This is a genomic window from Flavobacterium orientale, assembly GCF_014638005.1.
In the GTDB taxonomy this organism is placed as follows: domain Bacteria; phylum Bacteroidota; class Bacteroidia; order Flavobacteriales; family Flavobacteriaceae; genus Flavobacterium; species Flavobacterium orientale.
Genome location: NZ_BMFG01000012.1, coordinates 65,730 through 92,674, shown reverse-complemented (window position 1 = coordinate 92,674; position 26,945 = coordinate 65,730). Strand labels below are relative to the sequence as shown.

28 protein-coding genes and 1 pseudogene are annotated in these 26,945 nt (G+C 35.6%); 19 read left to right on the top strand and 10 right to left on the bottom strand.

All coding sequences use genetic code 11. The annotated features are described in order from the left end of the window. Positions 1–19 precede the first annotated feature (19 nt). Positions 20–277, top strand: a pseudogene (locus tag IEV15_RS13360) (branched-chain amino acid aminotransferase); the annotation flags it as partial. Between the two features lie 31 nt (positions 278–308). On the opposite strand, the gene IEV15_RS13355 reads toward IEV15_RS13360, so the two are convergent. Next, the gene (locus IEV15_RS13355; protein ID WP_188363036.1) at positions 309–692 is read right to left on the bottom strand and encodes a pyrophosphohydrolase domain-containing protein; all 384 of its coding nucleotides are present in this window, start codon (positions 690–692) and stop codon (positions 309–311) included. Positions 693–1,009: 317 nt separating this feature from the next. On the opposite strand from IEV15_RS13355, the gene IEV15_RS13350 reads away from it, so the two are divergent. From IEV15_RS13350 to IEV15_RS13335, 4 genes are all read left to right on the top strand, one after another. After that, complete coding sequence (locus IEV15_RS13350; protein WP_188363035.1) at positions 1,010–2,059, top strand: GyrI-like domain-containing protein; 1,050 nt, start codon at positions 1,010–1,012, stop codon at positions 2,057–2,059. A 69-nt stretch (positions 2,060–2,128) separates the two neighbouring features. Continuing rightward, on the top strand, positions 2,129–2,671 hold the full coding sequence (locus IEV15_RS13345) for an RNA polymerase sigma factor (RefSeq protein WP_188363034.1): 543 nt from the start codon (positions 2,129–2,131) through the stop codon (positions 2,669–2,671). Between the two features lie 30 nt (positions 2,672–2,701). Further along, positions 2,702–3,112 carry a hypothetical protein gene (locus IEV15_RS13340; RefSeq protein WP_188363033.1) on the top strand — a complete coding sequence of 137 codons (411 nt, stop codon included), beginning with the start codon at positions 2,702–2,704 and terminating at the stop codon, positions 3,110–3,112. 10 nt (positions 3,113–3,122) lie between these two features. Further along, a complete protein-coding gene (locus tag IEV15_RS13335) occupies positions 3,123–3,572 on the top strand; it encodes a sensor of ECF-type sigma factor (protein ID WP_188363032.1) in 450 nt (149 codons plus the stop codon). Here IEV15_RS13335 and IEV15_RS13330 read toward each other — a convergent pair. Beyond that, on the bottom strand, positions 3,569–4,639 hold the full coding sequence (locus IEV15_RS13330; RefSeq protein WP_188363031.1) for a WD40/YVTN/BNR-like repeat-containing protein: 1,071 nt from the start codon (positions 4,637–4,639) through the stop codon (positions 3,569–3,571). The genes IEV15_RS13335 and IEV15_RS13330 overlap by 4 nt on opposite strands. 152 nt (positions 4,640–4,791) lie before the next feature. Between IEV15_RS13330 and IEV15_RS13325 the strand changes: the two genes are divergently transcribed. Next, positions 4,792–6,159, top strand: coding sequence for a relaxase family protein (locus tag IEV15_RS13325; protein WP_188363030.1), 1,368 nt, complete (start codon positions 4,792–4,794; stop codon positions 6,157–6,159). A 199-nt stretch (positions 6,160–6,358) separates the two neighbouring features. On the opposite strand, the gene IEV15_RS13320 is transcribed toward IEV15_RS13325, so the two are convergent. Together IEV15_RS13320 and IEV15_RS13315 are read right to left on the bottom strand one after the other, a co-directional pair. Further along, on the bottom strand, positions 6,359–7,408 hold the full coding sequence (locus IEV15_RS13320; RefSeq protein WP_188363029.1) for an RluA family pseudouridine synthase: 1,050 nt from the start codon (positions 7,406–7,408) through the stop codon (positions 6,359–6,361). Beyond that, on the bottom strand, positions 7,395–7,997 hold the full coding sequence (locus IEV15_RS13315) for a PASTA domain-containing protein (RefSeq protein WP_188363028.1): 603 nt from the start codon (positions 7,995–7,997) through the stop codon (positions 7,395–7,397). The genes IEV15_RS13320 and IEV15_RS13315 overlap by 14 nt, the downstream gene beginning before the upstream one ends. 103 nt (positions 7,998–8,100) lie before the next feature. Here IEV15_RS13315 and IEV15_RS13310 point away from each other — a divergent pair, with 103 nt between their 5' ends. Both IEV15_RS13310 and coaD read left to right on the top strand, forming a co-directional pair. Further along, positions 8,101–9,075, top strand: a complete 975-nt coding sequence (locus tag IEV15_RS13310) for a D-alanine--D-alanine ligase (RefSeq protein WP_188363027.1) — start codon at positions 8,101–8,103, stop codon at positions 9,073–9,075. A 10-nt stretch (positions 9,076–9,085) separates the two neighbouring features. Beyond that, complete coding sequence (coaD, locus tag IEV15_RS13305) at positions 9,086–9,538, top strand: pantetheine-phosphate adenylyltransferase (protein WP_188363026.1); 453 nt, start codon at positions 9,086–9,088, stop codon at positions 9,536–9,538. Positions 9,539–9,595: 57 nt separating this feature from the next. On the opposite strand, the gene IEV15_RS13300 is transcribed toward coaD, so the two are convergent. Continuing rightward, entirely contained in the window at positions 9,596–10,942 is a 1,347-nt protein-coding gene (locus IEV15_RS13300) for a DEAD/DEAH box helicase (RefSeq protein ID WP_188363025.1), read from the bottom strand. A gap of 356 nt (positions 10,943–11,298) precedes the next feature. Here IEV15_RS13300 and IEV15_RS13295 point away from each other — a divergent pair, with 356 nt between their 5' ends. Further along, complete coding sequence (locus IEV15_RS13295; RefSeq protein WP_188363024.1) at positions 11,299–13,023, top strand: M14 family metallopeptidase; 1,725 nt, start codon at positions 11,299–11,301, stop codon at positions 13,021–13,023. A 345-nt stretch (positions 13,024–13,368) separates the two neighbouring features. On the opposite strand, the gene IEV15_RS13290 is transcribed toward IEV15_RS13295, so the two are convergent. Then, positions 13,369–13,992, bottom strand: coding sequence for a hypothetical protein (locus IEV15_RS13290; protein WP_188363023.1), 624 nt, complete (start codon positions 13,990–13,992; stop codon positions 13,369–13,371). A 23-nt stretch (positions 13,993–14,015) separates the two neighbouring features. After that, positions 14,016–14,600 (bottom strand): NUDIX hydrolase, encoded by a 585-nt coding sequence (locus tag IEV15_RS13285; RefSeq protein WP_188363022.1) that lies wholly within the window; start codon positions 14,598–14,600, stop codon positions 14,016–14,018. 7 nt (positions 14,601–14,607) lie between these two features. On the opposite strand from IEV15_RS13285, the gene pyrE reads away from it, so the two are divergent. Then, a complete protein-coding gene (pyrE, locus tag IEV15_RS13280) occupies positions 14,608–15,255 on the top strand; it encodes an orotate phosphoribosyltransferase (RefSeq protein ID WP_188363021.1) in 648 nt (215 codons plus the stop codon). Between the two features lie 51 nt (positions 15,256–15,306). Beyond that, complete coding sequence (locus IEV15_RS13275) at positions 15,307–15,699, top strand: SRPBCC family protein (RefSeq protein WP_188363020.1); 393 nt, start codon at positions 15,307–15,309, stop codon at positions 15,697–15,699. 75 nt (positions 15,700–15,774) lie between these two features. On the opposite strand, the gene IEV15_RS13270 is transcribed toward IEV15_RS13275, so the two are convergent. Then, positions 15,775–16,992, bottom strand: coding sequence for a porin (locus IEV15_RS13270; RefSeq protein WP_188363019.1), 1,218 nt, complete (start codon positions 16,990–16,992; stop codon positions 15,775–15,777). Positions 16,993–17,083: 91 nt separating this feature from the next. Between IEV15_RS13270 and prmA the strand changes: the two genes are divergently transcribed. The 4 genes from prmA to IEV15_RS13250 all read left to right on the top strand — a co-directional run bounded on the left by prmA (position 17,084) and on the right by IEV15_RS13250 (position 22,510). Further along, entirely contained in the window at positions 17,084–17,938 is an 855-nt protein-coding gene (gene prmA / locus IEV15_RS13265; protein ID WP_188363018.1) for a 50S ribosomal protein L11 methyltransferase, read from the top strand. Between the two features lie 65 nt (positions 17,939–18,003). Further along, positions 18,004–18,279, top strand: coding sequence for an ATP-dependent Clp protease adaptor ClpS (locus IEV15_RS13260; RefSeq protein ID WP_188363017.1), 276 nt, complete (start codon positions 18,004–18,006; stop codon positions 18,277–18,279). A gap of 7 nt (positions 18,280–18,286) precedes the next feature. Continuing rightward, positions 18,287–19,570 (top strand): sterol desaturase family protein, encoded by a 1,284-nt coding sequence (locus IEV15_RS13255; protein WP_188363016.1) that lies wholly within the window; start codon positions 18,287–18,289, stop codon positions 19,568–19,570. A gap of 123 nt (positions 19,571–19,693) precedes the next feature. Further along, the gene (locus IEV15_RS13250) at positions 19,694–22,510 is read left to right on the top strand and encodes a helix-turn-helix and ligand-binding sensor domain-containing protein (RefSeq protein ID WP_188363015.1); all 2,817 of its coding nucleotides are present in this window, start codon (positions 19,694–19,696) and stop codon (positions 22,508–22,510) included. 343 nt (positions 22,511–22,853) lie between these two features. On the opposite strand, the gene IEV15_RS13245 is transcribed toward IEV15_RS13250, so the two are convergent. Together IEV15_RS13245 and IEV15_RS13240 are read right to left on the bottom strand one after the other, a co-directional pair. Beyond that, complete coding sequence (locus IEV15_RS13245) at positions 22,854–23,267, bottom strand: DUF6691 family protein (RefSeq protein WP_188363014.1); 414 nt, start codon at positions 23,265–23,267, stop codon at positions 22,854–22,856. Next, positions 23,264–23,818, bottom strand: a complete 555-nt coding sequence (locus tag IEV15_RS13240; protein ID WP_188363013.1) for a YeeE/YedE family protein — start codon at positions 23,816–23,818, stop codon at positions 23,264–23,266. The genes IEV15_RS13245 and IEV15_RS13240 overlap by 4 nt, the downstream gene beginning before the upstream one ends. Before the next feature lie 116 nt (positions 23,819–23,934). On the opposite strand from IEV15_RS13240, the gene IEV15_RS13235 reads away from it, so the two are divergent. The 4 genes from IEV15_RS13235 to IEV15_RS13220 all read left to right on the top strand — a co-directional run bounded on the left by IEV15_RS13235 (position 23,935) and on the right by IEV15_RS13220 (position 26,625). Then, the gene (locus IEV15_RS13235) at positions 23,935–24,423 is read left to right on the top strand and encodes a DUF4199 domain-containing protein (protein ID WP_188363012.1); all 489 of its coding nucleotides are present in this window, start codon (positions 23,935–23,937) and stop codon (positions 24,421–24,423) included. Further along, positions 24,420–24,884 carry a 2-dehydro-3-deoxyphosphooctonate aldolase gene (locus IEV15_RS13230; protein ID WP_188363011.1) on the top strand — a complete coding sequence of 155 codons (465 nt, stop codon included), beginning with the start codon at positions 24,420–24,422 and terminating at the stop codon, positions 24,882–24,884. Before IEV15_RS13235 ends, IEV15_RS13230 begins: the two co-directional genes overlap by 4 nt. Positions 24,885–24,937: 53 nt before the next feature. Beyond that, the gene (gene kdsA, locus IEV15_RS13225; protein WP_188363010.1) at positions 24,938–25,756 is read left to right on the top strand and encodes a 3-deoxy-8-phosphooctulonate synthase; all 819 of its coding nucleotides are present in this window, start codon (positions 24,938–24,940) and stop codon (positions 25,754–25,756) included. Positions 25,757–25,833: 77 nt separating this feature from the next. Beyond that, entirely contained in the window at positions 25,834–26,625 is a 792-nt protein-coding gene (locus IEV15_RS13220; RefSeq protein ID WP_229734164.1) for a hypothetical protein, read from the top strand. Positions 26,626–26,945 lie beyond the last annotated feature (320 nt).

The window sequence follows — 26,945 nt, the reverse complement described above, 5'->3', positions numbered from 1 at the left end:
ACAGACTTAGGGAAGCTGAGAAGGCATTGCAGTAGAAGTACGTTCTGTATTGGTCTCCGAACTTATTGAAGCGTCAAAAGACGGTTCGTTAATGGAAATTTTTGGAGCGGGCACTGCTGCCGTTGTTAATCCTGTTGTTGGATTTTCGTATCAAGATACCTATTATGAGTTACCCAAATTAGAAAATTCTTTTGCGTTGTTGCTAAAAGAAAAATTAACTAATATTCAGTATAAAATTGACGACGACACTTTTGGTTGGACAGTCAAGGTAAAGTAAATTAAAATCCTCTTGAAAAAGAGGATTTTTTTTATCTAAAAATCTCCTCAAAATTAGGTCGGAAATAATTGGGTCCTTTCATCACTTTGCCGTCTTCTCTGTAAATGGGTTTACCATCTTCGCCGAGTTTGCTCATGTTACTGCGTTGTATTTCGTTGAAAACTTCTTCAATTTTGTGTTGCAAACCGTGTTCGATGATGGTTCCGCATAAGATGTAGAGCATGTCACCCAAGGCATCGGCCACTTCTACAATGTCATTATTCATGGCGGCTTCGAGGTATTCCTCATTTTCTTCTTTCATTAAATTGTACCGCAATAGGTTTTTATTTTCACCCAAATGTACAGAAGGTTGTTCTTTATGTCCGATTTGAAAAGCCGTATGAAATTCGATCACGGCATTAATTTGTTCTTTCATAGTTTGCAGTTTATAGGAATGCTTAAAATTAATGCATTTCCCGATAGCTAAATTGCTTTGGTTTAAAAAACAATTAACTACTTTTGTTGAAAAGTAATTTTATCCCATGTTTACAAAAGGACAACTCATTTTTGCTGTTTTATTTGCGATCACTTTTATTGGTGTACTCATTTACTCCTATCGAAAAGATGTAAAACTGCATCGCTTTCATTTTAAAGGCAGTGGTAAAGTTGTCATTGGATTCCTGTTGTTCATTGCTTTACTTTTTGTGATTAAATATTTTCTAAAAAAATAAGACCTCCTAAATTTCCATTCTGATGCGAATTATAAAATATATTTTGATGTTGTTGGTGTTGCTTTTTGCAGCGGCTGCTATTTTTGTTTACACCCAAAATGGTGCGTTTGAAGTTGAAAAAAGCAAAACTATTGCTTTTCAAAAAAACGTCATTTTTAACTATGTCAACGATTATTCAAATTGGCCCTCTTTTTTGGTTTTATATGCTGAGGATGCCAAAGCTCCCACAAAACAGTCTGATATAACTTATGGTGAAGCGTCATTTGCAACGTGGGATGCCATTTCGTTTGCTACCGAAAAAACTACAGCTTACGATTCAATTACTCAAAACCTGAATTGGAATGGAGCTAAAATAAGTTCGCAATGGCATTTTTCCACAGCACAAAAGAACACTAAAGTTTCGTGGAAAATCAAAGGGAATCTAGGTTTCAAAGAACGTTTTTTAAAACTCATCGGTTTGGGTAGTTTTAGAACAATTGCCAGAGACATGAGCAAAACGTTGGATCAGCTTGACAAGGTGTTATTGGCCGAACTCAATCATTTTGAAATTACCGTAAACGGAATTGTGGAAGTGCCGGAAATGGCCTTTCTACAACAAATGAAATCTGTTGCAAAAGCCGATTTTTATGCCAATATGCCTTCCTATTTGTCGAAAAGTGCTACCTTTTTTGAAGAGTTCGAACTGGAAATGAGCGGGAATCCATTATGCTTTTTTGAAAGTACCCCGACGGACAAAAAGGAAATGCAGGTAAAAATGTGTTATCCTATCAACGAGGAAATTTTTACAAGTCCTGAAAGTGAAATCACTTATGGCAAGAGCGAACGTTTTCAGGCGGTTAAAGCGACGTTTACCGGTGATTATTTGCATATTGAAAAAGCTTGGGCAGCACTGTTAGCTTATTGCAAAACCAATAACATAGACCTTGCTAATCCGTCACAGCATTTGGAAATTTATGTGCAAAATTATTTGCAATCTAACAAACCTTCACATTGGGTAACGGAGCTATATCTGCCTATTCGGACTAGTAATCCAATTCCGCCACCTCCTGTTATTACAGAACAATTGGACTAATCAACGAGAAAGTTTCGTAATTTTTAAACCTTTTACATTTGAGAAAGTCTAAACTGTCAAATACGGATTTTGAAAGACGAAAAAGAAATTATTGCGGCCCTTTTAGACCCAAAAACTCAAAACAGGGCTTTTGAGCAGCTTATTCTTGACTACCAAAAACCGCTTTACAGTCATATCAGAACCATTGTTTTAAATCACGATGATACCGATGATGTGTTGCAAAACACGTTTATAAAAGTTTTTCGCAATATTCATACCTTTAAAGGGGAAAGCAAATTATTTTCTTGGATTTACAGAATTGCTACTAATGAAGCGATAACGTTTATCAATAAAAGAGCTAAAATGAACACCATCAGTTCTGAAGAAGTTCAAAACAAACACCTCAACAATTTGGAATCTGATGTCTATTTTGAAGGCGATGCCATTCAGCTACAACTTCAAAAAGCGATAGCCACATTGCCTGAAAAGCAGCAATTGGTCTTTAAAATGAAGTACTTTCAGGAGATTAATTACGAAGAATTATCGGAACTACTTTCCACTTCGGTGGGAGCTTTAAAGGCTTCGTATCATCATGCAGTGAAAAAAATTGAAGAATACATGAACACCCATTAAACTTTTACCTAAAAATTAAGTCTTACCATTATGAGCGATTTTAAATTAGATAACCATCCTAAAATAAACCCCGGATTCAAAACTCCGGAAGGATACTTTGATGCATTGCCCGAAAAGATTCTTTTGAAGTTGGAACAACAACCAAAAGTAATTCCTTTTTATAAAAAAGCAGTTTTTCAATTGGTTGCAGCGGTTTTACTTCTGGCGGTGCTTTTGCCTATTGGAATAAAAACTTTGCCTTTTTCGACTTCCGATGAAATTAATAGTGAAGCCATTGAGCATTATTTAAGCTACACCAGCGATATGTATTCTTATGATTTACTAAGTCTATTGAGTGAAGAGGAAGTGAAAAATATGGAAGTTGATTATGAAATTGAACCCAGTGCACTCGAAAACACATTATTACAAAACAGCAATATTGATATTTATTTACTAGATTAAACTATACCTTATGAAATCAACCTACCTCCTATTTTTAGCCACTGTACTATTTTGCACGAATGGATTTTCGCAAGAGATGAAAAACAGAGACCAAATTAAAGCCTTGAAAACTGCTTTTATTACTACTGAATTGGGTTTGTCAACTGCTGAAGCTGAAAAATTTTGGCCTATTTACAATCAATTTGATGCTCGCTTTTTTGAATTGCGAAATAAAAAGATGCGCAGTTTACACCAAACCATTGAAAAAAACAGTGCTACACTTTCAGAAAAAGAAGCTACGCAATTGTTGAACGATTTAGAAGCAACTGAAGAAGAATTGTTTCAATTGCGAAAAAAACTCAATGCTGATTTAAAGGGCATCATCGGTTCGGTGAAAATCATCAAATTGAAAAAAGCAGAAGATGATTTTAATAGAAAACTATTGAGACAGTACCGAGCTAATCGAGGAAATAAAAATTAATTGGTTGTAAACCTTATTCGGAACATCTTATTCTTCCCTGCAGCTATTGCCGATTTTTTGTCGATGAATTTCAATACATGTAACTCCTTTTCATCGGAAATTTTTATCCATTCGATACCGCTATCGCTGGTGGCGTAAATTCCATTTGGAGCTAATGCTACCAACATTGTACCTCCCGATTCAGGAACAAATTGCACGCAACTGGAATAGCCAAAAGCCAAACTGTCGGATACTGAAACCCAGCTTCTACCTCCATTTATGGTCAACGCTTTGTTTTTGAAATTGTTATTTTGATCTTCGTAATCACCACCTACCAGCAAACCAATAGTATCGCTGTAGAAGTCAATAGAATAAATACCCGTCATTGATTTACCGCTTACAATAGGCGTTTCTTGAAGTATCCAAGATTCTCCTTTATCGTTAGAATACAAAACCCTTGATTTTTTTCCACCGGTTGCAATCCAAGTGTGAGTACCTTTAACCGTGATGCTGCTATTGCTTGCTGCAAAAGCATATTCGTCTTTTTCAAGTTTGGGTAGTTTTGAAGGGTCAATTTTATTCCAAGTAGCACCACCATCTCGCGTTACAATAACGTTTAATTTGTTGTTTATGGGGTCGCCAAAAGCAATGCCTTCCTTTTCATTCCAAAATTGAATGCCGTTATAAAACGCGTCGTTGGCTAGGTCTTCAAAAACCAATTGATAATTGGACATATCTTTCTTACTTATTTTATATATCGCAGCCGGTTTTTCGGTGCTGATTAAAAAGATATTATCAAAATTTTGGGCAATTCCTCTGAAATGTAACGGTATGGAATCCATCCTAATAATGCCGTCCTTCCTTTTAGAATTGTTAATAAAGCTATAGCCAAACGTTCCTTTATCGGAAGCATACCATACTTTATCATTATCAAGAGTGATTGCTCTTATTGAAACAGTATCCTGAAGCAGGGTATCTAAAATCACTCCGGTGAAAGGTTTTCGTTTGTATTCTTCTTTCTTTTTTTTCTCTTCCTTACAAGAAAAAAGGGAAAGCACTACAACAAAAAGTATAACAATTTTAGACATATTTATTAAATTATATCACAAAAATATAGTATTATTTCAAATATGCAACTTATTTGTAATATAAATTCTACTAATGGTTTTGTTGTGATTTTGTGGCACAAGAATTGTATAGTGATAATCAAACCAGAGTTTATCTCTATAAATTAAATGTCATGAAAACACTTACCATCCTTTTCAGTGCTGTTTTTTTTGCAGTAGGGTTTACTACCCAGGCACAAGACAGAACAACCGTGAGAGCAAACTCAATGGATATCAGTGACAACTTAGATCTACGAGCTATTGCTACTATCTTTGGAGATTCCAGAGATTTAGAAGATTTTGAAAATCGTCTAAACGATCCTAATAAGCAAATTTCTAACCTTGATTTAAACAATGACAACCGTGTGGATTACCTACGTGTTATTGAATCGATGGAAGGAAACACCCACTTAATTATAATTCAAGCCGTACTAGAACGCGACATTTTTCAAGATGTTGCTACTATTGAAGTAGAAAAAGACAACAGAAACAGAACGGTGCAAGTGCAAGTTGTTGGAGATGTTTTCTTATATGGAAACAACTATATCTACGAACCGGTTTATTATGCAACACCTATAATTTATGCTCACTTTTGGGCTCCCAGATATCATGTGTATTTTTCACCTTGGCATTGGAATTACTATCCCGGATTTTACTGGGCTTGGAATCCTTACCCTTATTACCGTTACAGAAGCAACGTGAATGTGTTTATCAATGTAAACAACACCTGTAATTATGTGAACTACAGAAGAAGTACAAGAGCTATTGCGATGCACCAATCAAGACGAGCTAACTCGTATGAGAGAATGCACCCTAACCGAAGTTTTTCTGCCAGAAATCAAAATGTTTCTAACCGTTATGAGTTAGCACAAAACAGAAATACAGGACGTGGAAACGATAGAGCAAACGGAATTGCAGCTACGCCAAGAAACTCCAATGCGAACACCTCAAGAAATGATCGTTCGACTGACAGAGCTAACGGAATTGCTGCAACCCCCAGAACAAACTCAAGTTTGAACACTTCAAGAAATGATAGAGCTAATGGAATTACAGCTACTCCAAGAACCACCAATTCTGATGTGAACACTTCCAGAAATGATCGTTCGAATGACAGAGCAAGCGGTACGTTTTCTACACCAAGAACAACAAATCCAAGTGCTACCAGTTCCGTAAGAAATGATCGTTCCACCACTGACAGAGCAAGCGGAACCGTTGCAACACCGAGAGCAACAAATCCAAGTGCCACTAATTCAGTTAGAAATGACCGTTCGAGTGCGACTCCAAGAGCCACTACATCATCAACGTATAACGCTCCGAGAAGTAATCAAAACAACCGATCACAAATGAGTGCACCACGAAATAGCGGTTCGTCTCAGCTATCTTCTGCTAACAGAGCACCGGCAAGAAGCAGTAGTTCGGCAAGAGCTAGTCAGCCTCAAAGAAGTCAAGGAGCTCCGTCAAATCAAAGTAGAGGAAATTCAAGAGGAAATACAAGAATGTAATTTTAAATTGTAAAAATTAATTTTCTTTTTGGCGTTGGTGATTTGGATTATGGGATCCCTCCTAGCGTCGGGATGACAAACCGTAAAGGGATTCGTTTTGGTACCTATTTCAAGACGACTTATATCTCCTAATTTTAACATAATCAATTGATTATAAAACAAAAAGCGATTCAGAAATGAGTCGCTTTTTTTTGTGTTGTTATTCTGTTTCCGGTTGATTTGATTTCGAATACACCCGCCATTTTTCAATACATTCTTCCATATCCTTTGGAATTGGTGTTTCAAAACGCAAAAATTCTTTTGTAATTGGATGTTCAAACCCTAAGGTTTTGGCATGAAGAGCTTGTCTTGGTAAGACTTTAAAACAGTTATCAATAAACTGTTTGTACTTGGTAAATGTTGTTCCTTTTAGGATATTGTTACCGCCGTATCGCTCATCATTAAACAAGGTATGGCCGATGTGTTTCATGTGGACTCTAATTTGATGCGTTCTACCCGTTTCCAATTGGCAACTTACTAAGGTTACATACCCAAATCGTTCTAACACTTTATAATGTGTTACAGCAGGTTTGCCTTCCCCATCCGGAAAAACAGCCATTTGCATTCGATCTTTTACGTGTCGAGCAATGTCTCCCGTGATGGTTCCCTCCTCTTCTGTAACATTGCCCCAAACCAATGCTACATATTCTCTTTCCGAAGTTTTTTCTGCAAATTGTTTGGTCAAATACGCCATGGCCAAATCGGTTTTGGCTACGACCAATAAGCCGGAAGTATCTTTATCAATTCGATGCACTAGACCCGGGCGTTCCGAACTGTTCATTGGTAAATTTTCAAAATGGTAAGCCAACGCATTGACTAAGGTACCCGAATAATTTCCGTGACCGGGATGCACTACCATACCGGCAGGTTTGTTGACCACCAACAACTGTTCGTCTTCAAAAACAATATCTAATGGGATGTTTTCTCCCACCAACAAACGTACATACGGCGGATGCGACAGAACAACACGAACTACGTCGGAAGGTTTGACTTTATAATTCGATTTTACTACAACATCATTTACATAAATGCTACCGGTAGCCGCGGCTTGTTGAATTTTGCTTCGCGTAGTGCTTTCAATCAAATTCATTAAAAACTTATCTACTCGCAGCGGAGCTTGTCCTTTTCCGGCTTCAAAGCGATAATGTTCGTATAATTCTTCTTCAAAATCAGATTCTATATCGCTAGTTGTATTGTTATTCCTTATCATAATTACTTTGTAAACTGTCTTGAGACTCTTCTTCAAATCCTATCTTTCCGTCCCCTAAAACCAAATCGATTTTGGTTGTTTTCATCACTTTTGTTCCCGGTTTTACCAATTTGCCGTTTATTCGCATTTCCAAAACCATATCTTTTCCTAAATACGGTTTGTAGGTCACTTCACCCAATTCCAGGCCTAAAACCTTTAAGTTGGGTTCTACTTGTCGGAACGTTTTTTCAATCATATCCGGCAACTCCACATAAGCATAACTGTCGTTGTTTATTTTCAAATAAATCTTTCGGTTTTCTTTCACTTTTGAACCCGGTTTTGGTTCTTGTAGCACCACGCCAAACTTGGCAAATTCTTCATTGTAATCAATGGTATCCAAAACTACATAATCCAAATCTAAGTCTTCCAACTTTTTTTCCACTTGATCCATAGTCATATTTGCCAAATTAGGAACAATAATTTCTTGTCCGTGATTAGTTATAAACGACAACAGATTTAACACTAAAACCACTAGCAACACTACTAAAGTAAGTGCAATGGCAACCTGTCTTAAGAAAACTTTACTGGTGATGTATTTACGTAAACTCATTTTTTTTTATTTGTAGCAAAGATATAAAAATAGGAATGGTTTTTTCTTTCCTTAAATAATGATATTTTTGTTCTATCAACTTTACCTAAACAAACGTAACACAATGAAAAATGTTGCTATCATCATGGGCGGCTATTCCAGCGAATATAAAATTTCCTTAACCAGTGGAAATGTGGTCTATACCTATTTGGACAAAACTAAATTTTCGCCTTATCGCATTCACCTCTTTAAAGACAAATGGGTTTGTGTGACTGACGATGAACAAGAATATCCAATCAATAAAAACGATTTTTCGGTAACGATAGGTACTGAAAAAATCACGTTTGACGTTGTTTTTAACGCCATCCACGGCACTCCCGGCGAAGATGGTTTGATGCAAGCTTATTTTGAATTGTTAGGTATTCCGCAAACCAGTTGCGATTATTACCAAGCGGCGTTGACTTTCAACAAACGCGATTTGTTATCGGTTTTAAAACCGTATGGCATCAAAACGGCTACTTCTTTTTATCTGAATCAAGGTGATGTCCTTCATCCCAATCAAATTATTGAAAAAGTAGGTTTACCTTGTTTTGTAAAACCCAACAAATCGGGTTCCAGTTTCGGAATTTCCAAAGTAAAAACTATTGAAGAATTGCTTCCTGCAATTGAAACTGCTTATAAAGAAGACAACGAAATCATCATAGAAAGTTTTTTAGACGGAATGGAAGTTTCTGTAGGCGTGATTAATTACAAAGGAAAAATCACTGTTTTACCGATAACCGAAATTGTATCTGAAAATGACTTTTTTGATTATGAAGCCAAATATTTGGGAAAATCTTCCGAAATTACACCGGCAAGAATTTCAGAAGACCTGCGGTTGAAAATTGAAACTGTTGCCAAAAGAGCTTATGAGGTTTTAAAAATGAAAGGTTTTACCAGAAGTGAGTTCATCATTGTAGATGGAGAGCCCCATATGTTGGAGATGAATACCATTCCGGGATTAACCACAGAAAGTATTTTGCCACAACAAGCTCGTGAAGCCGGAATTTCGCTGGCTGATTTATTTGAAAATGCAATTGAATTGGCTTTGGCCAAATAAATATAAAATTATGAAAAAAGCCATTTTCCCCGGTTCATTTGATCCGATTACGTTAGGGCATTATGATATTATCAAGCGAGGTGTTTCCCTTTTTGATGAAATTACTATTGCCATTGGTATCAATGCTGAAAAAAAATACATGTTTCCGTTGGAACAGCGAAAACGGTTTATTGAAGCCGCATTTGCTGATGAACCCAAAGTAAAAGTGATTACTTATGAAGGCTTAACTATTGACTTGTGCAAAAAAGAAAAAGCAGGGTTTATTTTGCGTGGCTTACGCAATCCGGCGGATTTTGAATTTGAAAAGGCCATTGCACATACCAATAGAAAGTTATCAAAGATTGAAACGGTGTTTTTATTAACTGCTTCACAAACGTCTTATATCAGTTCGAGTATTGTTCGTGATGTCATTCGAAATGGTGGTGATTATAGTGTTTTGGTTCCGGATTCGGTAAAGTTATAGTTTGCATTCGCAGTTTTCAGTATATCCGAATTGACAACTGCGACCGCGACTGAAAATCTACTCCTCCTCTTTCTTGATTACTTTTCGGGCTATTTCTATTTTAAACTTTTTACCTTTCATTTTTTCGTCGCGGATGTTGGCTAAAAATTCTTTTACTTTTTTAGATTTTACAGCGGCAAACGAGATGAAATCTTTTACTTCAATCAACCCTAAATCGCTTTTATCCAATTTTCCTTTTTGGGAAAAGAAACCTACGATATCAATTTTATTCAATTTATTTTTCTTTCCACCGCTGATGTAAATGGTTTGAAACTCGGGTGGTTTTGGCAACGTAGTAGCGTTTTCAACATTTAAAACCGGCATACCATAATCTAAATAGTCCATTTTCTTTTCACTTTCGTGAGCTATTACATAAGCCGTTCCGGAAGCTAACATTCTGGCCGTACGACCGTTTCGATGTGTAAACTCTTCTTCTTTAGAAGGCAAATGATAATGAATCACATGTTTCATTTCCGGGATATCCAAACCACGAGCGGCTAAATCGGTGGTTATTAAATAGGAGACACTTCCGTTTCTAAATTGGATCAACGCCCGTTCGCGTTCGTCTTGGTCCATTCCGCCATGATAATAGGTGGCATAAATTCCTTTTTCATTTAACGAATCACTAATTCGCTCTGCAGCATCGCGGTGGTTACAAAATACAATAGCGGCTTGTGATTTCAACGAACAAATTAATTTAAAAAGCGAATTGATTTTATCTTTTTCCTTCGAGACCACCATTCGCAACGATAGGTTACTATTTTCTTCTTCTGTTGGAATAAAATCTAAAACCGTTGGATGCAAAACTCCGGTATATTTTGGAATTTCAATATCCGCCGTTGCCGAAACCAAAATGCGTTTGTTCAATTTGGTTAATCTTGAAATGATAAACGACATTTGTTCGTGAAAACCCAATTGTAACGATTTATCAAACTCATCTAAAACTAACGTTTGGATAGCATCCAGTTTGAAAGTTCCTCTATCGATATGATCGGCAATTCTTCCGGGAGTTCCAATTAAAACAGCGGGAGGATTGGATAGGTTTTTAATTTCCGTATCAATGGAATGACCACCATAGCAAACATTTACTTTGTAATCGGTTCCCATTTTTTTCCAAACCCCTTCAATTTGCAAGCCCAGTTCGCGAGACGGCACCAAAATTAAACATTGAACGCTAGTACTTTCTGATTCCAATAGCTGAAAAATCGGCAATAAAAAAGCGAGTGTTTTTCCGGAACCTGTAGGTGAAAGCAGCAGAACATTGGCATCATTTAAAATGGTTTCTTGTGCTGTTTCTTGCATCTCGTTTAAGCTCTCAATGCCTAAATTCAAAAGCAAATTGGTGGAATGTGGATTTGTGTACATTTTGCAAAGATAGTTGAAAAGTTGGTGATTGGTGATTAGTGATTGGTGATTGGTGATTAGTGATTAGTGATTAGTGATTAGTGATTAGTGATTAGTGAAAATTTAGAAAATAGAAAATAGAGAATAGAAAATAGAAAATAGAGAATAGAAAATAAAAGGTAATTAGTGATTAGTGATTGGTTATTCTTATGTTATGTGTAAGTTCGAAAAGAGTTTTTACATTATCATTCTAAACTTGTTGTAGAAACACTAGATATAATTAACTAGAAGCTGAAACAAGTTCAGCTTGACAGTAGTAGATTGGGATTTGGAATTTGAATTTAGAGTCAATATATTTGAGAACATAAAACTATGCTATGCGGATATTATACTCACTTATATTTTTAAGTTATTTAACTTCTTACAGCCAAAATTCCTCCCAATTTCAAACCCCTTATGAAAAAGGAAATGGCGATCAAACGGCTACTTATGAAGAATTGATTGCTTTTTATCAACTCTTGGACAAGCAATTTGAAACCGTTAAAATGATTGAAATGGGTCTGACTGATTCCGGAGAACCGCTTCATTTGGTGCTTTTTGATGTGGATAAAAAATTTGAATTAGTCGCCACTCCAAAAAGTAAAGTTTTAATCAACAATTCCATACATCCCGGCGAACCTGACGGTAATGATGCCTCGTTACTCTATTTGAGAGATTTAGCAGTTGGAAAAGTTAAAGCCCCTAAGAATACGATTGTTGCTTTTATTCCTGCTTATAATATTGGTGGCACGTTGAACCGAAACTCATTTTCCAGAGCCAATCAAAACGGGCCGGAAGCGTATGGTTTTCGTGGTAATGCCAGAAACTACGACTTAAACCGTGATTTTGTGAAAAGTGATACCAAAAATGCACGAAGTTTTGCGGAAATTTTTCACAAAGTGAATCCTGAAGTTTTTATTGATAACCACGTAAGCAATGGTGCTGATTATCAATACGTTTTCACATACATTCAAACCCAACACCAAAAGCTAGGAACCAAAATTGGTGCGTTTTTACAAGATGAAATGACGCCTGCTTTGATGGCAGCTCTAAAAAAGAAGAAAATTGAAAGTGTACCCTATGTAACCGTTTATGGAGCAACACCCGAAAAAGGATTTAGTCAGATGATGGATTTGCCAAGGTATTCCACGGGTTATACCTCACTTTTTGGTACAATTGGCTACATGCCGGAAACCCATATGTTGAAAAAATATTCGGATCGTGTAAAAGTAACTTATGAATTTATGTTGGAAACCATAGCTTATGTAGCGACGAACAGCACTACAATAAAAAAGCTTAAAAGTGACAATTGGAAGCAATTCACCACCAATTCCAACTACCCGATTCAATGGAAATTGGACAGTAGTATTGTAAAAAAGATTCCATTTTTAGGTTATGCATCCGGTTATAAAAAAAGTGATGTTACCGGTCAAGACCGTTTGTTTTATGATTCTAAAAAGCCGTTTGAAAAACAAATATCCTATTATACGCATTATTTACCTTCAAAAGAAGTTGTGATTCCGAAAGCCTATGTCATTCCCAAATCATGGTGGAATGTGATTGATTTATTAAAAACCAACCAAATTGAAATGAAGCCATTACAACAAGATAGTTTGGTAAACGTTGACTATTACCGCATTGTTGACTTTAAAACCAGTACAACTGCTTATGAAGGGCATTACAATCATTTTGCTACAAAAGTTTCGATACATCAAGACAAAATGCTTTTGAAGAAAGGAGATTATATTATTCCAACCCAACAACCCGGCATAAAATATTTAATGGAAACCTTAGAACCGGAAGCACCGGATTCCTTTTTTAATTGGAATTTCTTTGATGCCATTTTACAGCAAAAGGAAGGTTATTCTGCTTATGTTTTTGAAGATTTGGCCGCTGAATTATTAAAAAAAGATTTAAAATTAAAAAGTGATTTTGAAGCCAAAAAAAATGCAGAACCTGACTTTGCTTCCAATGGAAGAGCCCAATTGGATTGGATTTATAAAAATTCTGCGTATTATGAGAAAACGCATAATTTGTATCCTGTATATCGATTATTAGAATAGTTATTTAACCCGTTGGGTGAAATTCAATTTTTATGTTTTTTTACCACATAGATTCATAGATTTTCATAGATTTTGAAAGGCGTTTCACTTATTTATAGAAAATCATAGCTATGCGAACCCAAGACCCGAGCGAAAGCGAATAGATGAAGAAATTGGGCTATCTCTACCTTTTTTACTATGCTATATCTCCTCAGTAGTTAAAATATATATGTTTTAAAAAATAAATATTCTACCAATTACACCCAACTGGTGTAATTTAAATTATAATTAGAACTTTTTTAAGGAACTTTTATGTACAAAAAGCAATGAAGCTACATTTGAGTTTAGGTGTTATTGGTAGAAATATTATTTTATTATCTTCTCTTTTAAAAAGTTACGATTAGATATAAATAAATTATCCGTTGAATTTCGAGTGTCAACCAAAATTCTCGTTTTCCCATAATTAAGTTGACTTTCATTTTGGATAATTGTGTCACGAAATACGTCGTCAACTAGTACGCCTGTCAAATGATTATCTTTTGTATTAATATATTCAAATTCAATAAAATTAGATGTTTTGGATACTTTTGAGCCAATTGAATATTTCCCGTCAAATTCTATGTATAAAATCTTAAAAGTACGTTGGTTTTTTTGATTTATTTTAAGTGTATCAAATCTTGAGTGCAGTGTAATATTAGCTCTGTAGACATTGCTTTTTTCTGTTTTAAAAATATTGATATCATAAAATTCACTTTTTAATGTATCTAATGTTCCATTAGTAAATACTTTAATTTGATTATAAATTGTATCCGTTAAAGGGGAAATATAATATTCTATACATTCATCCAGATTTTCTATTGTTGGATAACAAAGCCAGAGCTTTTCATAAATAGTATCCTTATTCGAAGTTTTCGCCTCAAATTTTTTCTTTTTATCGTTTGCACATCCCAAAAAAAAGAAAACAATTAGTGTAAATATAAATTTGTACATTTTATATCTTATGGATTAAAAACTTACTCAAATAACAACTTAATATTCTCGTACGAATTTTTTAAAGCCATTTCAATTTCGGCTGGGTTTTTCCATACTACTTTTTCGATACCTTCATTGGCTTGAGCGGTTAAAGTACCTTTATAGTTGGTTTTCATTTCAAACCAGTGGGTAATTTTTAATTTATAGCGACCATTTCGTTTAAAGATATGGTAGGTCTTTGGTAATTTTTTTGTGATTTTTAATCCGGTTACTCCGGTTTCTTCTTCCACTTCTCTGATGGCGGTGTCTTCAATTTCTTCCCCTTTTTCAATTCCGCCTTTGGGTAAATCCCATTTTTTATTTCTAAAAATAAATAAAACTTCATTGTTTTGGTTGTAAACCAACCCACCTCCGGCCTTTTCGATAGGAATTTTAGTTTTCAGTTTTTTCAGCATTTCCTTTTCATCCGGATGGTATAAAAAAGCTTTGTCCACTTTATTTTTAAATATTTTGATAATAAGTTCTTTAATATCAATACTTTCCAGTAAAAACAACTGAAAGTCGGTTTCCTTTTGAATTTGATTTGTCAAAAAAAGTGGTTTGTCGTTCACAAAAACTTTATACATTTGTGGTATGATTTTTAATAAAGATACAGCAAAAAAAACTGCCGAATTGCTTTTACAAATAAACGCAATTAAATTAAATCCTAAAAATCCTTTTACATGGGCTTCAGGATGGAATTCGCCAATCTATTGTGACAATAGAATAACCCTCTCTTTTCCGCCTATTCGGAATTACATTCGGGAAGAGTTTGCCAAAAATATAGAAAAAAACTATGGAAAACCCGATGTAATTGCAGGAGTTGCCACCGGTGCTATCGGAATTGGTATGCTTGTTGCGGAATACATGGGACTTCCGTTTGTGTATGTGCGACCGGAACCAAAAAAACACGGACGTCAGAATCAGATTGAAGGATTTCTTCAAAAAGGACAAAGTGTTGTGGTGGTAGAAGATTTAATCAGCACCGGAGGAAGTAGCCTTATGGCTGTTGAAGCTTTAAAAGCTGAGGGTGCGGTTGTCAAGGGGATGGTTGCCATTTTTACGTATGGTTTTGATGTTTCGGTAAACAATTTTAAAAATGCCGGAGTGACTTTACATACTTTAAGTAATTATGATAATTTATTGGAGTTAGCAGTAGCCAAACAATACATTACGGAGGAAGAACAACATGCTTTGCAGGAATGGCGGGTGAGTCCGGCTACTTGGGGGAAGGATGTTTAGGGAAGGAAAGAGTAATTAGTGAGTAGTAATTAGTGATTAGAAATAAAAAAAATGAATTTAGAAAGTCCAAAGGTTACAGTAGAAAAAACGACGCAATACCTATTTGATTCGTTGTGTGATGTAAGAAATTTTGAGAAGTTAATGCCGGACAGCATTTCCAAATTTGAAGTAACCGGAGACGATTCGTTTATTTTTGGATTAAAAGGTATGCCAGAAATCAAACTGAAGATGAAAGAAACGGTACCTACCAATAAAGTGGTTTTGGGTGCAGCTTCGGATAAATTACCTTTTACCTTAACGGGAACTATTGTGCCTCTTTCTGAAACAAAATCGGAAGTGCAATTGACTTTTAACGGTGAATTTAATCCGATGATGGCGATGATGATTAAAGGGCCCATTTCGAAGTTTATAGAAACGTTATCGGAGAATATGCATAAACTTTAGTTTTATAGCATAGTAAATAAAAAAAGAAAACCCTTTTCGAATTGAAAAGGGTTTTTTGTTTTCTAACTATTCTCTTTATATTCCAATTTCTACTTGAAAACGCAGGTACCAATTGTCTCGAGTACTACCGTTAGCATAGCTCAATTGATCAAATGAGAATTCCGATTGAATTTTAAACGCGTGTTCCCAAAAATATTTTGTTACCCCTAAGCTGTATTGTTTGGTGTCCGGTGTGAAAGATTTTATTGTTTCGTGTACATTTTGAGTTGAAAAACGTCCTATTACTTCAATGTTATTTAGAAATAAATAACTCAACTGATAATCCATTCCTTCTCCTATATACACATATTTAAAATCTGTTGCATCTTCAGGATTGAATGTTATAGCATCATCGGCTGTTCGATTCATGTAGGTTGTCATAAATGACCAACCATCATATTTCACCATTGCATCCAATAAAACCGACTGCATGTCTCTTTTGTCAAACAAATCATCTCCCAATTGACCTTGTGTAAATCGAGCCCTTATATTTTTATGTAGAACACCAGACAACATCAATTTTGGTGTTTTTTCTCGAGCAATATCTCCTTCAAAAGTGGTTCCGTCTTTGGTAAAACTTCCCATTGGAAACACTTCTACTTTTCCGGTTAACGCGTAGCCATTGTCGGGGTTTTTTGTGACATTTCTACCATTTCCGGTACTAATAGCTGTTTTCAAATTATACGAAAAAGCGTCTTTTTTTTCATGCAAATAATAGGTTTGCACACCAAAATCACGATCGATGTTAAAACGGGCATTGTTAATGGTACGGTCTGTTAACTGCAAAGCTCCGGAAGAATTGACCCTTTGTCTGTTTCCAGGAAGTTTGGTTTGACCAAATGCGATGCTCCAGTATTTATTCGGACGATAAAAAACCACCGCATCACGGATAATGTTTACATTTTCACCATCTTCAATAACCCCAACATCACCGGGAGCAAATGACAATTGAATGGCATATAAAAATTTAGGATTTCCGACATACCCGTCAAATCGCAAACGTAAACGACGAATTTGTCCGTCTAAGATTTCCTCTTGGTCTTCCAACTGAATAAAACTCATTCTATTTTGCATTCTGAAGCGAATGTTCAATTGAAAAATACTGTCGGGAGAAGTCAAGCCTAATCCCCTACCGTAGTTGTAGTAAGGTAAAGTAGCTAATTTTAAATCGTTGTCTTTTGTACTGAATTGAACCTCCTGTGCTGCTGACAGTAAGGAAGTTAACCCAACAATAATCACTAAAATTCTTTTCATTATAAGGTGTTGTTTTGATGCCGCAAAAGTAATTTAATTTTTGAGAAGTTAAACTATTGTAAACAGATTGTTACCTTTGCAAAAAAAAAGCATGTCAAACAGTTATCTAGGATACCATTTTACTATCGAGCCCAAAGAATTGGGTTGCGAAATATTAATTGCCGAATTGGGCGAAAAAGCTTTTGAGAGTTTTATTGAAACTGATTTTGGCATCACCGCTTATGTTCAAAAAGAACTTTGGGACGACACTATCCTAGATGATATTTATATTTTAAGTTCGCCGGAATTTACAATTAGTTATGTGGTTGAAGAAATCGAGCAAGTGAACTGGAATGAAGAATGGGAAAAAAACTTTGAACCCATTGATGTGGACGGAACATGTCATGTAAGAGCTCCTTTTCATCCAAAGACAGCTGCTGAATATGATATTGTTATTGAGCCCAAAATGAGTTTTGGAACCGGACATCATGAAACGACACACATGATGATTCAACATTTACTGGAAAATGATTTAACGGATAAAACCACTCTTGACATGGGTTGTGGTACAGCCATTTTGGCCATTCTAGCCGAAATGAAAGGAGCAAAACCTGTTGATGCCATTGATATTGACAATTGGTGTTATTTGAATTCTATTGAAAATGCCCAACGTAATAATTGCCAACACATTAGCGTTTATGAGGGAGATGCTTCGTTGTTGGTTTTTCAAAAATATGATGTCATCATTGCTAATATCAATCGAAATATTTTATTAAATGATATGGTTACTTACGTGAATTGTTTAAATCAAAATGGTTTATTATTTTTGAGTGGGTTTTATACAGAAGATATTCCGGCTATAGATGCGGCTTGTACTGCATTAGGATTGACGCTTCAAAAAACGTTAGAAAGAAACAATTGGGTTAGTTTGAAGTATGAGTTGGGAGATAGGAGTTTGGATTATTAGATTTTTGGATTATTCGAAAAATCTAACAATCCAAAAATCTAATAATCTAATAATCAAAAAATAAAATGAGTACGATTGAAAAAGTAAAAGAAGAAGTTTCAATTCAAGAATTACTTAACAACAATAATGAAATTGTGCTGTTTAATGATGACGTCAATACTTTTGATCACGTCATTGAAACGCTGATTCGCGTTTGTAAACACGAAGCTTTGCAAGCCGAACAATGTGCTATTTTGGTACATTATAAAGGGAAATGCACGGTTAAAACCGGTAGTTATGACGAGTTAGAACCCCAATGTACGCAATTATTAGAAGCCGGTTTGAGTGCAGAAATTCAATAATTAAAACTTGGAACAATACGGAAAAATATTGCTGATTGCAATGCCGATTTTTTTGGTACTGATTGTTATTGAAAAAATATACGGTTATTATAAAGGTGAAGATACCGTTCCGTTGATGGACGGAATTTCCAGTTTGAGTTCCGGAATTACTAATGCGACCAAAGATGTTTTGGGCATCAGTTTAACTTTAATTTCCTATAATTGGTTCGTTTCCAAAGTAGCTTTTTTTACTATTGAAAATACTTTTTTAACGTATGCCATCGCTTTTATAGTTATTGATTTTTATGGCTATTGGACCCATCGTTGGTCACATCAAATCAATATTTTTTGGAACAAACACGCCATTCATCACAGTAGTGAGGAATTTAATTTGGCTTGTGCATTACGCCAATCCATTTCTTCTTTTGTCAATTTGTTTACTTTCTTGTTGTTGCCGGCTGCTTTTTTTGGAGTTCCTTCCATTGTGATTGCAACTATTTTACCGATACATTTATTTTTACAATTTTGGTATCATACCAAACATATTGGCAAAATGGGTTTTCTGGAAAAAATAATCGTCACCCCTTCTCATCATCGGGTGCATCATGCCATTAATAAAGAATATCTGGACAAGAATCACGGTCAAATATTCATCATCTGGGACAAACTTTTCGGCACCTTTCAAGAAGAACTAGATGCTGTTCCTGCTGTTTATGGCATTACGCGTCCGGCACAAACATGGAATCCCATTAAGATAAATTTTCAGCATTTGTGGCTGTTAACCAAAGACGCTTGGCATGCCGAAAAATGGATGGACAAGCTAAAGATTTGGTTCATGCCAACAGGTTGGCGACCGGAACATTTTGAAGAAAAATATCCCGTTCAAAAAATTGAAGATGTGTACCATTTTGAAAAATACAATCCGAAACATTCTGAAAGATTAAAATATTGGTCGTTGTTTCAGCTTTTTGCTACACTCGGATTGGTGAGCTATTTTTTTGCAAATATTGGGATTCTTGCTCCGTTACAATTGTTACTCTATGGTTTGTTCGTTTTTATTACCATTTATAGTTATAGTGAATTGATGGATACTAACAAATCGGCACTCTTGTGGGAAGTTTTAAAAGTAACTTTTGGTTTTGGTTGTCTGTATTTTTTTAACGACTGGTTTGGCATCAGCAACAGCCTCCCTTTCGGAAACCTTTTGATTTCAATTTATTTACTGCTTTCACTTGTAATGACGTTCTATTTTGTCAATCAAGAATTTAAGTCGTACTCCGAATTGAAAATAAAAGACAGACTCCGCTCATAAAGTTTTGTGCCATCCTTTTATTTTTTTAACATCTATCCACCTACTAGTTTAAAACGAATCTAGTTTTGATTTTGTTATGGATTTTAGTTTTTTTAGTATCTTTAAAAATTAATCGTTTAAAAAATGTTGCGAAGTTTTATTCATTTCTCATTACTATTTCTTTATTTCTTTACTACTCCGTTATTGGCTCAAGATTTACCGCCAATCACTAAATATTCCACAACAGAATATGGTGCAGGTTATCAAAACTGGATGATTGCACAGGATGCTGACCATTTTTTATATTATGCCAACAACGAAGGTTTATTGGAATTTGACGGTTCGGTTTGGACGTTATATCCATCACCCAACGAAACCATTTTACGTTCGGTTAATGTGATTCAAGATCGTATTTATACCGGTTGTTATATGGAGTTTGGCTATTGGGTTCGCAATAAAAACGGCCGATTGGATTACACTTCGTTGAGTGAAAAAGTAAAAGCAAAGATTGTTGATGATGAGCAGTTTTGGACTATTTTAGACTTTGACCATTGGGTGATTTTTCAATCGTTGAACCAACTTTTCATCTATGATACCAAGACGGAATCGTTCCAAATTATCAGTCCGAAAAGCGGCCTATTCAAAGCGTATATTGCCAACAATTCCATTTATTATCAAACTGTTAGTGAGGGATTGTTTGAAATTGAAAACGGCAAAAGTAAGTTAATCAGCAACGATTCATTTTTCATCACCAATAAAATTGTTTCGCTGAGTCAAGTTAAAGGAGCTTTTTTGTTTATTACCCAATTTAATGGTTTTTATAGTTATAGTGATTCAAAAATTACGAAGTGGAAAACCGACATCGACCAAGAATTGGCCTTCAGTAGTATTTATTGCTCCCATATTTTGAGAGACGGAACAATAGCTATCGGAACGGTTTCCAACGGTATCTATGTGTTATCGAATGACGGCAAGAAAATCTACCATATTAATCAAAATAAAGGGATTAGTAACAACACGGCACTTTCGCTTTTTGAAGACCACGATTCTAACATTTGGATAGGTTTGGATAACGGCATTAACTGTATCAACTTAAAATCGCCCATCCGAAGTTATGTAGATAAAACCGGAGTTTTAGGTACGGTATATGCTTCCATAGTTCACCAAGGCAACTTATATATTGGCACCAATCAGGGGTTGTTTTATAAAAATCAAGACGCACTTGGTGATTTCAATTTTGTCAACGGAACCAACGGACAAGTATGGTCTTTATTTTCATATGACGACAAACTTTTTTGTGCTCATGATTTTGGCACTTTTATCATTGAAAATCAAGTCGCTAAAAACATTTATGCCACCTCGGGAACTTGGAAATTTTTAGAACATCCTAACGATAAAAATTTACTACTTCAAGGTAATTATTATGGTATTTCCGTACTTGAAAAAGTAAACAATACTTGGCGGTACCGCAACAAGATTTCCGGATTTGATTTTTCTTCCAAATATTTTGAAAGCTCCGGTAGTGACGAACTCATTGTGAGTCATGAATACAAAGGTGTTTATCGCATAAAAATGAATTCCGATTGGAGCAAAGCTTTGCAATTTGAAGCTTTTACTTTTCCTGAAAAAGGAAAGAATGCAGGACTAACGAAGTTCAATTCAAAAATTTATTATGCCTACAAAAGCGGAATTTTTGTGTACAATCCAAAAACCAAACAATTTGAAAAAGATGAAAATCTGAGTAAAGTGTTTGAAAAAGATGAATACATCTCGGGTAAATTGATGGTGGATCATTCGGACAAACTTTGGTTTTTTACTAAAAATTACATCAACTATTTCTCTTTTGGCAAATTGAGTTCAGAGTTAAAACACAGCATTATTCCTATTCCGTCTTCGATGACCAATTCGATGTTGGGTTATGAAAATATCACACAAATTTCGAATGCTCTCTATTTAATTGGAACCACAGACGGCTATAACACTATAGCTGTTGATGACCTTCATTTTAATAAATATAAAATTCATATCAAAAACATTATGGTGAACAAGCAAAATGACTTGCTTCATTTTGTCTCATTGACTGAAAACGGAATGTTTAAACCAAAAGAAAATAATATCACTTTTAACTTCACTGTTCCGGAATACAACAAATACGTCAATGCCGAATACCAATATTTACTGGAGGGTTTGCAAGAAGATTGGAGTTCATGGAGCACAGAATCCACTGTGAATTTTAAAAATCTAAACCCCGGAAGTTATGTTTTTAAAGTACGGGCAAAAATAGGCAGTACCATTTCTGAGAGCATTGCAAGTTATAAGTTTGAAATAGACAAACCCTGGTATTCCAGCAACTTGGCTATACTTCTTTACATTATTCTATTTTTTGTTTTGGTCTATTTCATTAACAAATCCTATAAACGTTTCTATAAAAATCAGCAAGAAAAGTTGATTGAAGAAAACAACCGTTTGTTGGAAATTAAAGAACTAGAAACCGAACAGGAATTGATGCGAATCAAAAACCAACAATTGGAACACGATTTTGAAACCAAAAACAAAGAGTTGGCGGCTTCTACCATGACGTTAATCAAAAAGAACGAACTCTTAACACTCATCAAAGAAGATTTGAAAAAAACTTCGGAGGCCAATCAAAACAGAAGTATTAAATCGGTGATTTCTACTATCAGTAAAAACATCAATGAAGAAGATACTTGGAATGTTTTTAAAGATGCGTTTAATAACGTTGACAAAGATTTCTTAAAGAAAATAAAAGCAGAACATACCTCTTTAACTCCAAATGATTTGCGACTTTGTGCCTATTTGCGATTGAATCTTTCGTCTAAAGAAATTGCTCCTTTATTAAATATATCTGTGAGAAGTGTCGAAATCAAACGCTACCGTTTACGCAAAAAAATGGATTTACCTCATGAACAGGGATTGGTAGAGTATATTTTGTCTATTTGAGTTGAATAGTGAGTAGTGAGTAGTGATTAGTGAAAATTTAGAAAATAGAGAATAGAAAATAGAAAATAGAGAATAGAAAATAGAGAATAGAAAATAGAGAATAGAAAATAGAGAATAGAAAATAGAGAATAGAAAATAGAGAATAGAAAATAGAGAATAGAGAATAGAGAATAGAGAGTATAAAATAAAAGGTGATTAGTGAATAGTGGTAAGTCGCTGACCTGCCTTTCGGCAGTTAGGTTTTATCGATAGAACGGCTTGATGTGGATTTTGATTGTAGGTTGAAAAATTTCCAATGAAGGGTTTTGGTAGTTGTTGCTACTCGATACATTCGAAAATTTAATTAATGAGGTAATTTTTCTTTTACTACACCATACAGGAAAGTGCCAAAAACAGCACCGCCTAAAACCCAAAGCACGTTATAAAAACCGGCTCCAATAAGTATGAATAAAGGTCCGGGACAGGCTCCAACCAATGCCCAACCCAAGCCAAATAAAATACCGCCGACCCAATAGCGTACATTTCCTTGTTCTTTATCTAAAATTTCAATGGGTTGTCCGTGCAAGTCTTTCAGTTTTTTTCTTTTGATAATTTGTATGCCTATTAATCCGGTAGCTATAGCTGTTCCAATAATTCCATACATGTGAAACGATTGGAAATGAAACATTTCATAAATGCGATACCATGAAACTGCTTCGGTTTTTGTTAATACCATACCAAACAAGATGCCTACGAGTACATATTTAAGTAAATTCATGCTGTAAAAATTAAAGGTAAAAGAAAATGAGCCATTACTAAACCACCGATAAAGAAACCCATAACGGCTTTCAGCGATGGCATTTGCAGGTTACTCAATCCGGAAATAGCATGACCTGAAGTGCACCCTCCGGCATACCTGCTACCAAATCCAATTAAAATACCGCCCAATATCAAAATAAAAATCATATACGGTGAAGGGTCTTGAAATAAAGCATCAGGCAGTAATTTACCATTAGGAGCGTCAATACCCATCGCTTCCATTTGCTGAATAGTTTTCGGATTGATGCTTACATTGGAATTGTCATGTAAATAAGTTACGGCTATAAAACCACCAATAAAAGCCCCGAAGGCAACCACTAAATTCCAGCGTTGGGCTTTCCAATCCCAATCAAAAAAAGCAACCCGTTTCCCTACTCCTGTCATCGAACATAACGAACGTAAGTTGGATGACATGCCGAAGGTTTTTCCAAAATAAATTAATAACAGCATGACTACTCCGATTAAAAAACCGGAAATGGACCAATGCCAAGTTTGTGATAAGAACTCCATACCTAAAAAGTTTTGACAAAAATAAGCATTCCCTTTTGGACTTACTAAAAAAAAATAGGATGCATCGAGCGATTAAAAAAATTTTTACCTTTGGTATCAAATTTGAAATTTTAACTATGAAAAAATTTACTATCGAAATCAAGTGGGCGATTGTTTTCACTTTGGCCGTAATCGCTTGGGCTATTCTGGAAAAAACATTAGGTTATTATGACCAAAAAATCGCTTCCCATGCTTCGTTTTCTTTCTTATTTGCCTTAGTGGCCTTTGCTCTTTATTTTTTTGCCATTTATGACAAAAAGAAACACTTTTTTATGGGAAGTATGGAATGGAGGCAAGGCTTTATTAGTGGTTGTGTTCTTACTGTTTTTATCACATTACTTACACCGTTGAGCCAATATATCATTCATACTGCAATTGCTCCTGAATTCTTTGGTAATTATATCCTACATACCGTTGAAAAAGAAATTATGATAGAGGAAAGTGCCCAATCCTATTATAATTTGACTTCTTTTATCACACAAACCGTATTTTTTGCGTTATCAGTAGGTATCGTTACGGCAGCGATTGTCTCTTTTTTTCTCAAAAACAAGTCACGCACATCATGAAACTAAATCAATTTGTTCTCTTTTTACTGCTTTCCTTGCTGTTTACTTCGTGTATCAGTACTAAAAACAGTATTAAAAATATTGACGACTCCGCTCCCACTCCGGTTTTGACAAAAAAGAACACCTTTGTATTGACCGAATACAGTAGTGATAAGAAATATGGTTTTGATGCTACATATCCCATTAATATTTTTTATCGCAGTACGTTAAATGACACCATCAATGCGGGTCGGTTTATTCGTGCATTAGCAGGACCTAATGGCGAACCTCTTATTTATAAAAGATTAGAAAGCTGCTGCCCTTTTCCCACCAAACGCAGTGATATTGGTGCCGGCATGTTGGAAGTATTCGAGATTACCTGGTCGGGAAATATCAAACCTCTAGTACTCTACTTCAACAGTTATGAAAAAGGAAAGCTACTGATTCCTATGGGATTAACTTTAAAAAAAGAGGATGACTAAGTAGTGTTTTTATATTGCTAAAAATTCGTACTTTTGCACTTCAACTATTGAATATGGATATCAATAAAATACCTCAAATAAAACACGCCGATAGTGGTAACTTTTTTGTTTTAGCCGGACCTTGTGCGATTGAAGGCGAAGAAATGGCTTTGCGAATTGCCGATCGTTTGGTTAGTATTACGGATAAATTAAAAATCCCATACGTATTTAAAGGCTCTTTTAAGAAAGCGAACCGTTCCCGAATTGACAGTTTTTCCGGAATTGGGGATGAAAAAGCCTTGAAAATTTTAGAAAAAGTATCCCAAACCTTTGGTGTACCCACTATTACCGACATTCACACCAATGAAGATGCTGTGATGGCTGCGGCCTATGTGGATGTATTACAAATCCCGGCATTTTTAGTACGTCAGACTGATTTGGTTGTTGCAGCAGCCAACACCGGTAAAACCGTGAATTTGAAAAAAGGACAATTTATGAGTCCGGAAAGCATGAAACACGCGGTACAAAAAGTTTTGGATTGCCACAATGAAAATGTGATGGTTACTGACCGAGGTACCATGTTTGGTTACCAAGATATGATAGTTGATTTTAGAGGAATTCCAACCATGCGTCAATTTGCCACAACCGTTTTGGATGTGACTCATTCGCTACAGCAACCTAATCAAATGTCAGGAGTAACCGGAGGAAGACCGGACATGATAGAAACCATTGCCAAAGCCGGAATAGTTACCGGAGTAGATGGTATTTTTATAGAGACTCATTTTGATCCGGCAAATGCCAAAAGTGATGGAGCCAACATGCTGCATTTGGATTATTTTGAAAATCTGATGACCAAATTAGTTGCCATTCGAACCACCATTAACCAATTCTAATCTAACCCCTACTTACAAGCCCTGTGAAAAAGCAATCTTTATTGATTGTGTTCTTTTTTTGTGCCTTTTTTCAACACATAACAGCCCAAGACGTTTTGGCAATTTCCGAAAAATACACAGCCCATAACAAAGGAAAGTTTTATTTCTTTTGGGGTGGAAACAGAGAAAGTTATTCGAAATCGGATATTCGATTTCGTGGTGACGACTATGATTTTACATTACACCATGTAACCGCTCATGACAAACCCAAAGGTTGGCATGTAGATTATGTAAATCCGGCCCGAATGACTATTCCGCAAACCAATTTGCGATTTGGCTATTTTATTTCAGACCATTACACTATCTCCATTGGTGTTGACCATATGAAGTATGTGATGTATCAGGACCGAGCTGTTCACCTAACGGGGTATTATCCCAATGCCGGTTCCTATGGGGAAACCTTGCCTACTGGGCAGGTTTTATTAACCGAAGACTTTTTAAAATTTGAACATACGGATGGTTTAAACTATGTGACTACCGAAATATCACGAGTGGATGATATCTCCTCTTGGTTTACATTGCCGAATACCGACAAACTTCAAATCAATATTACGGAAGGCTTAGGAGCAGGATTATTGTATCCCAGAACTAACACAACGTTGCTCGGCAAAGAACGATATGATGAATTTCATGCTTCCGGTTTTGGTATTTCTGCAAAAGCCGGATTGAATGTTACTTTTTTTAAACACTTTTTTGTGCAAGCAGAATTAAAGGGTGGTTACATCAACATGCAGGATATTCGAACTACTACTTCGAACTCAGATAGGGCGGAACAAGAATTTTGGTTTTTTCAACAAATTATTGCGGTTGGGGGGATTTTTAGGTTGTGATTGGAACGTGGATTGAAAGGATTTAAATGCAATGCTGAAAAATTTCTCGCAAAGTCGCTGAGACGCAAAGACTAGCGTTGGCTAAGGTTTACGCTAAGGTGTTGCAAAGATTGGAACGCGGATGATGCGGGTTGGCTTCACCAAACGCGGATTGAACGGATTTAAATGCAATGCTGAAAAATTTCTCGCATAGTCGCTGAGACGCAAAGACTAGCGTTGGCTAAGGTTTACGCTAAGGTGTCGCAAAGATTGGAACGCGGATGATGCGGGTTGGCTTCGCCAAACGCGGATTGAACGGATTTAAATGCAACGCTGAAAAA

Coding starts and splice junctions, on each gene's coding strand:
- IEV15_RS13270 (WP_188363019.1), bottom strand. CDS start 16,992: ATGAAAAGAATTTTAGTGATTATTGTTGGGTTAACTTCCTTACTGTCA.
- IEV15_RS13260 (WP_188363017.1), top strand. CDS start 18,004: ATGAGTACGATTGAAAAAGTAAAAGAAGAAGTTTCAATTCAAGAATTA.
- IEV15_RS13355 (WP_188363036.1), bottom strand. CDS start 692: ATGAAAGAACAAATTAATGCCGTGATCGAATTTCATACGGCTTTTCAA.
- IEV15_RS13350 (WP_188363035.1), top strand. CDS start 1,010: ATGCGAATTATAAAATATATTTTGATGTTGTTGGTGTTGCTTTTTGCA.
- IEV15_RS13290 (WP_188363023.1), bottom strand. CDS start 13,992: ATGTACAAATTTATATTTACACTAATTGTTTTCTTTTTTTTGGGATGT.
- IEV15_RS13230 (WP_188363011.1), top strand. CDS start 24,420: ATGAAACTAAATCAATTTGTTCTCTTTTTACTGCTTTCCTTGCTGTTT.
- IEV15_RS13285 (WP_188363022.1), bottom strand. CDS start 14,600: ATGTATAAAGTTTTTGTGAACGACAAACCACTTTTTTTGACAAATCAA.
- IEV15_RS13245 (WP_188363014.1), bottom strand. CDS start 23,267: ATGAATTTACTTAAATATGTACTCGTAGGCATCTTGTTTGGTATGGTA.
- IEV15_RS13335 (WP_188363032.1), top strand. CDS start 3,123: ATGAAATCAACCTACCTCCTATTTTTAGCCACTGTACTATTTTGCACG.
- IEV15_RS13330 (WP_188363031.1), bottom strand. CDS start 4,639: ATGTCTAAAATTGTTATACTTTTTGTTGTAGTGCTTTCCCTTTTTTCT.
- IEV15_RS13235 (WP_188363012.1), top strand. CDS start 23,935: ATGAAAAAATTTACTATCGAAATCAAGTGGGCGATTGTTTTCACTTTG.
- IEV15_RS13325 (WP_188363030.1), top strand. CDS start 4,792: ATGAAAACACTTACCATCCTTTTCAGTGCTGTTTTTTTTGCAGTAGGG.
- prmA (WP_188363018.1), top strand. CDS start 17,084: ATGTCAAACAGTTATCTAGGATACCATTTTACTATCGAGCCCAAAGAA.
- IEV15_RS13250 (WP_188363015.1), top strand. CDS start 19,694: ATGTTGCGAAGTTTTATTCATTTCTCATTACTATTTCTTTATTTCTTT.
- IEV15_RS13295 (WP_188363024.1), top strand. CDS start 11,299: ATGCGGATATTATACTCACTTATATTTTTAAGTTATTTAACTTCTTAC.
- IEV15_RS13275 (WP_188363020.1), top strand. CDS start 15,307: ATGAATTTAGAAAGTCCAAAGGTTACAGTAGAAAAAACGACGCAATAC.
- coaD (WP_188363026.1), top strand. CDS start 9,086: ATGAAAAAAGCCATTTTCCCCGGTTCATTTGATCCGATTACGTTAGGG.
- kdsA (WP_188363010.1), top strand. CDS start 24,938: ATGGATATCAATAAAATACCTCAAATAAAACACGCCGATAGTGGTAAC.
- pyrE (WP_188363021.1), top strand. CDS start 14,608: ATGATTTTTAATAAAGATACAGCAAAAAAAACTGCCGAATTGCTTTTA.
- IEV15_RS13340 (WP_188363033.1), top strand. CDS start 2,702: ATGAGCGATTTTAAATTAGATAACCATCCTAAAATAAACCCCGGATTC.
- IEV15_RS13240 (WP_188363013.1), bottom strand. CDS start 23,818: ATGGAGTTCTTATCACAAACTTGGCATTGGTCCATTTCCGGTTTTTTA.
- IEV15_RS13315 (WP_188363028.1), bottom strand. CDS start 7,997: ATGAGTTTACGTAAATACATCACCAGTAAAGTTTTCTTAAGACAGGTT.
- IEV15_RS13310 (WP_188363027.1), top strand. CDS start 8,101: ATGAAAAATGTTGCTATCATCATGGGCGGCTATTCCAGCGAATATAAA.
- IEV15_RS13320 (WP_188363029.1), bottom strand. CDS start 7,408: ATGATAAGGAATAACAATACAACTAGCGATATAGAATCTGATTTTGAA.
- IEV15_RS13300 (WP_188363025.1), bottom strand. CDS start 10,942: ATGTACACAAATCCACATTCCACCAATTTGCTTTTGAATTTAGGCATT.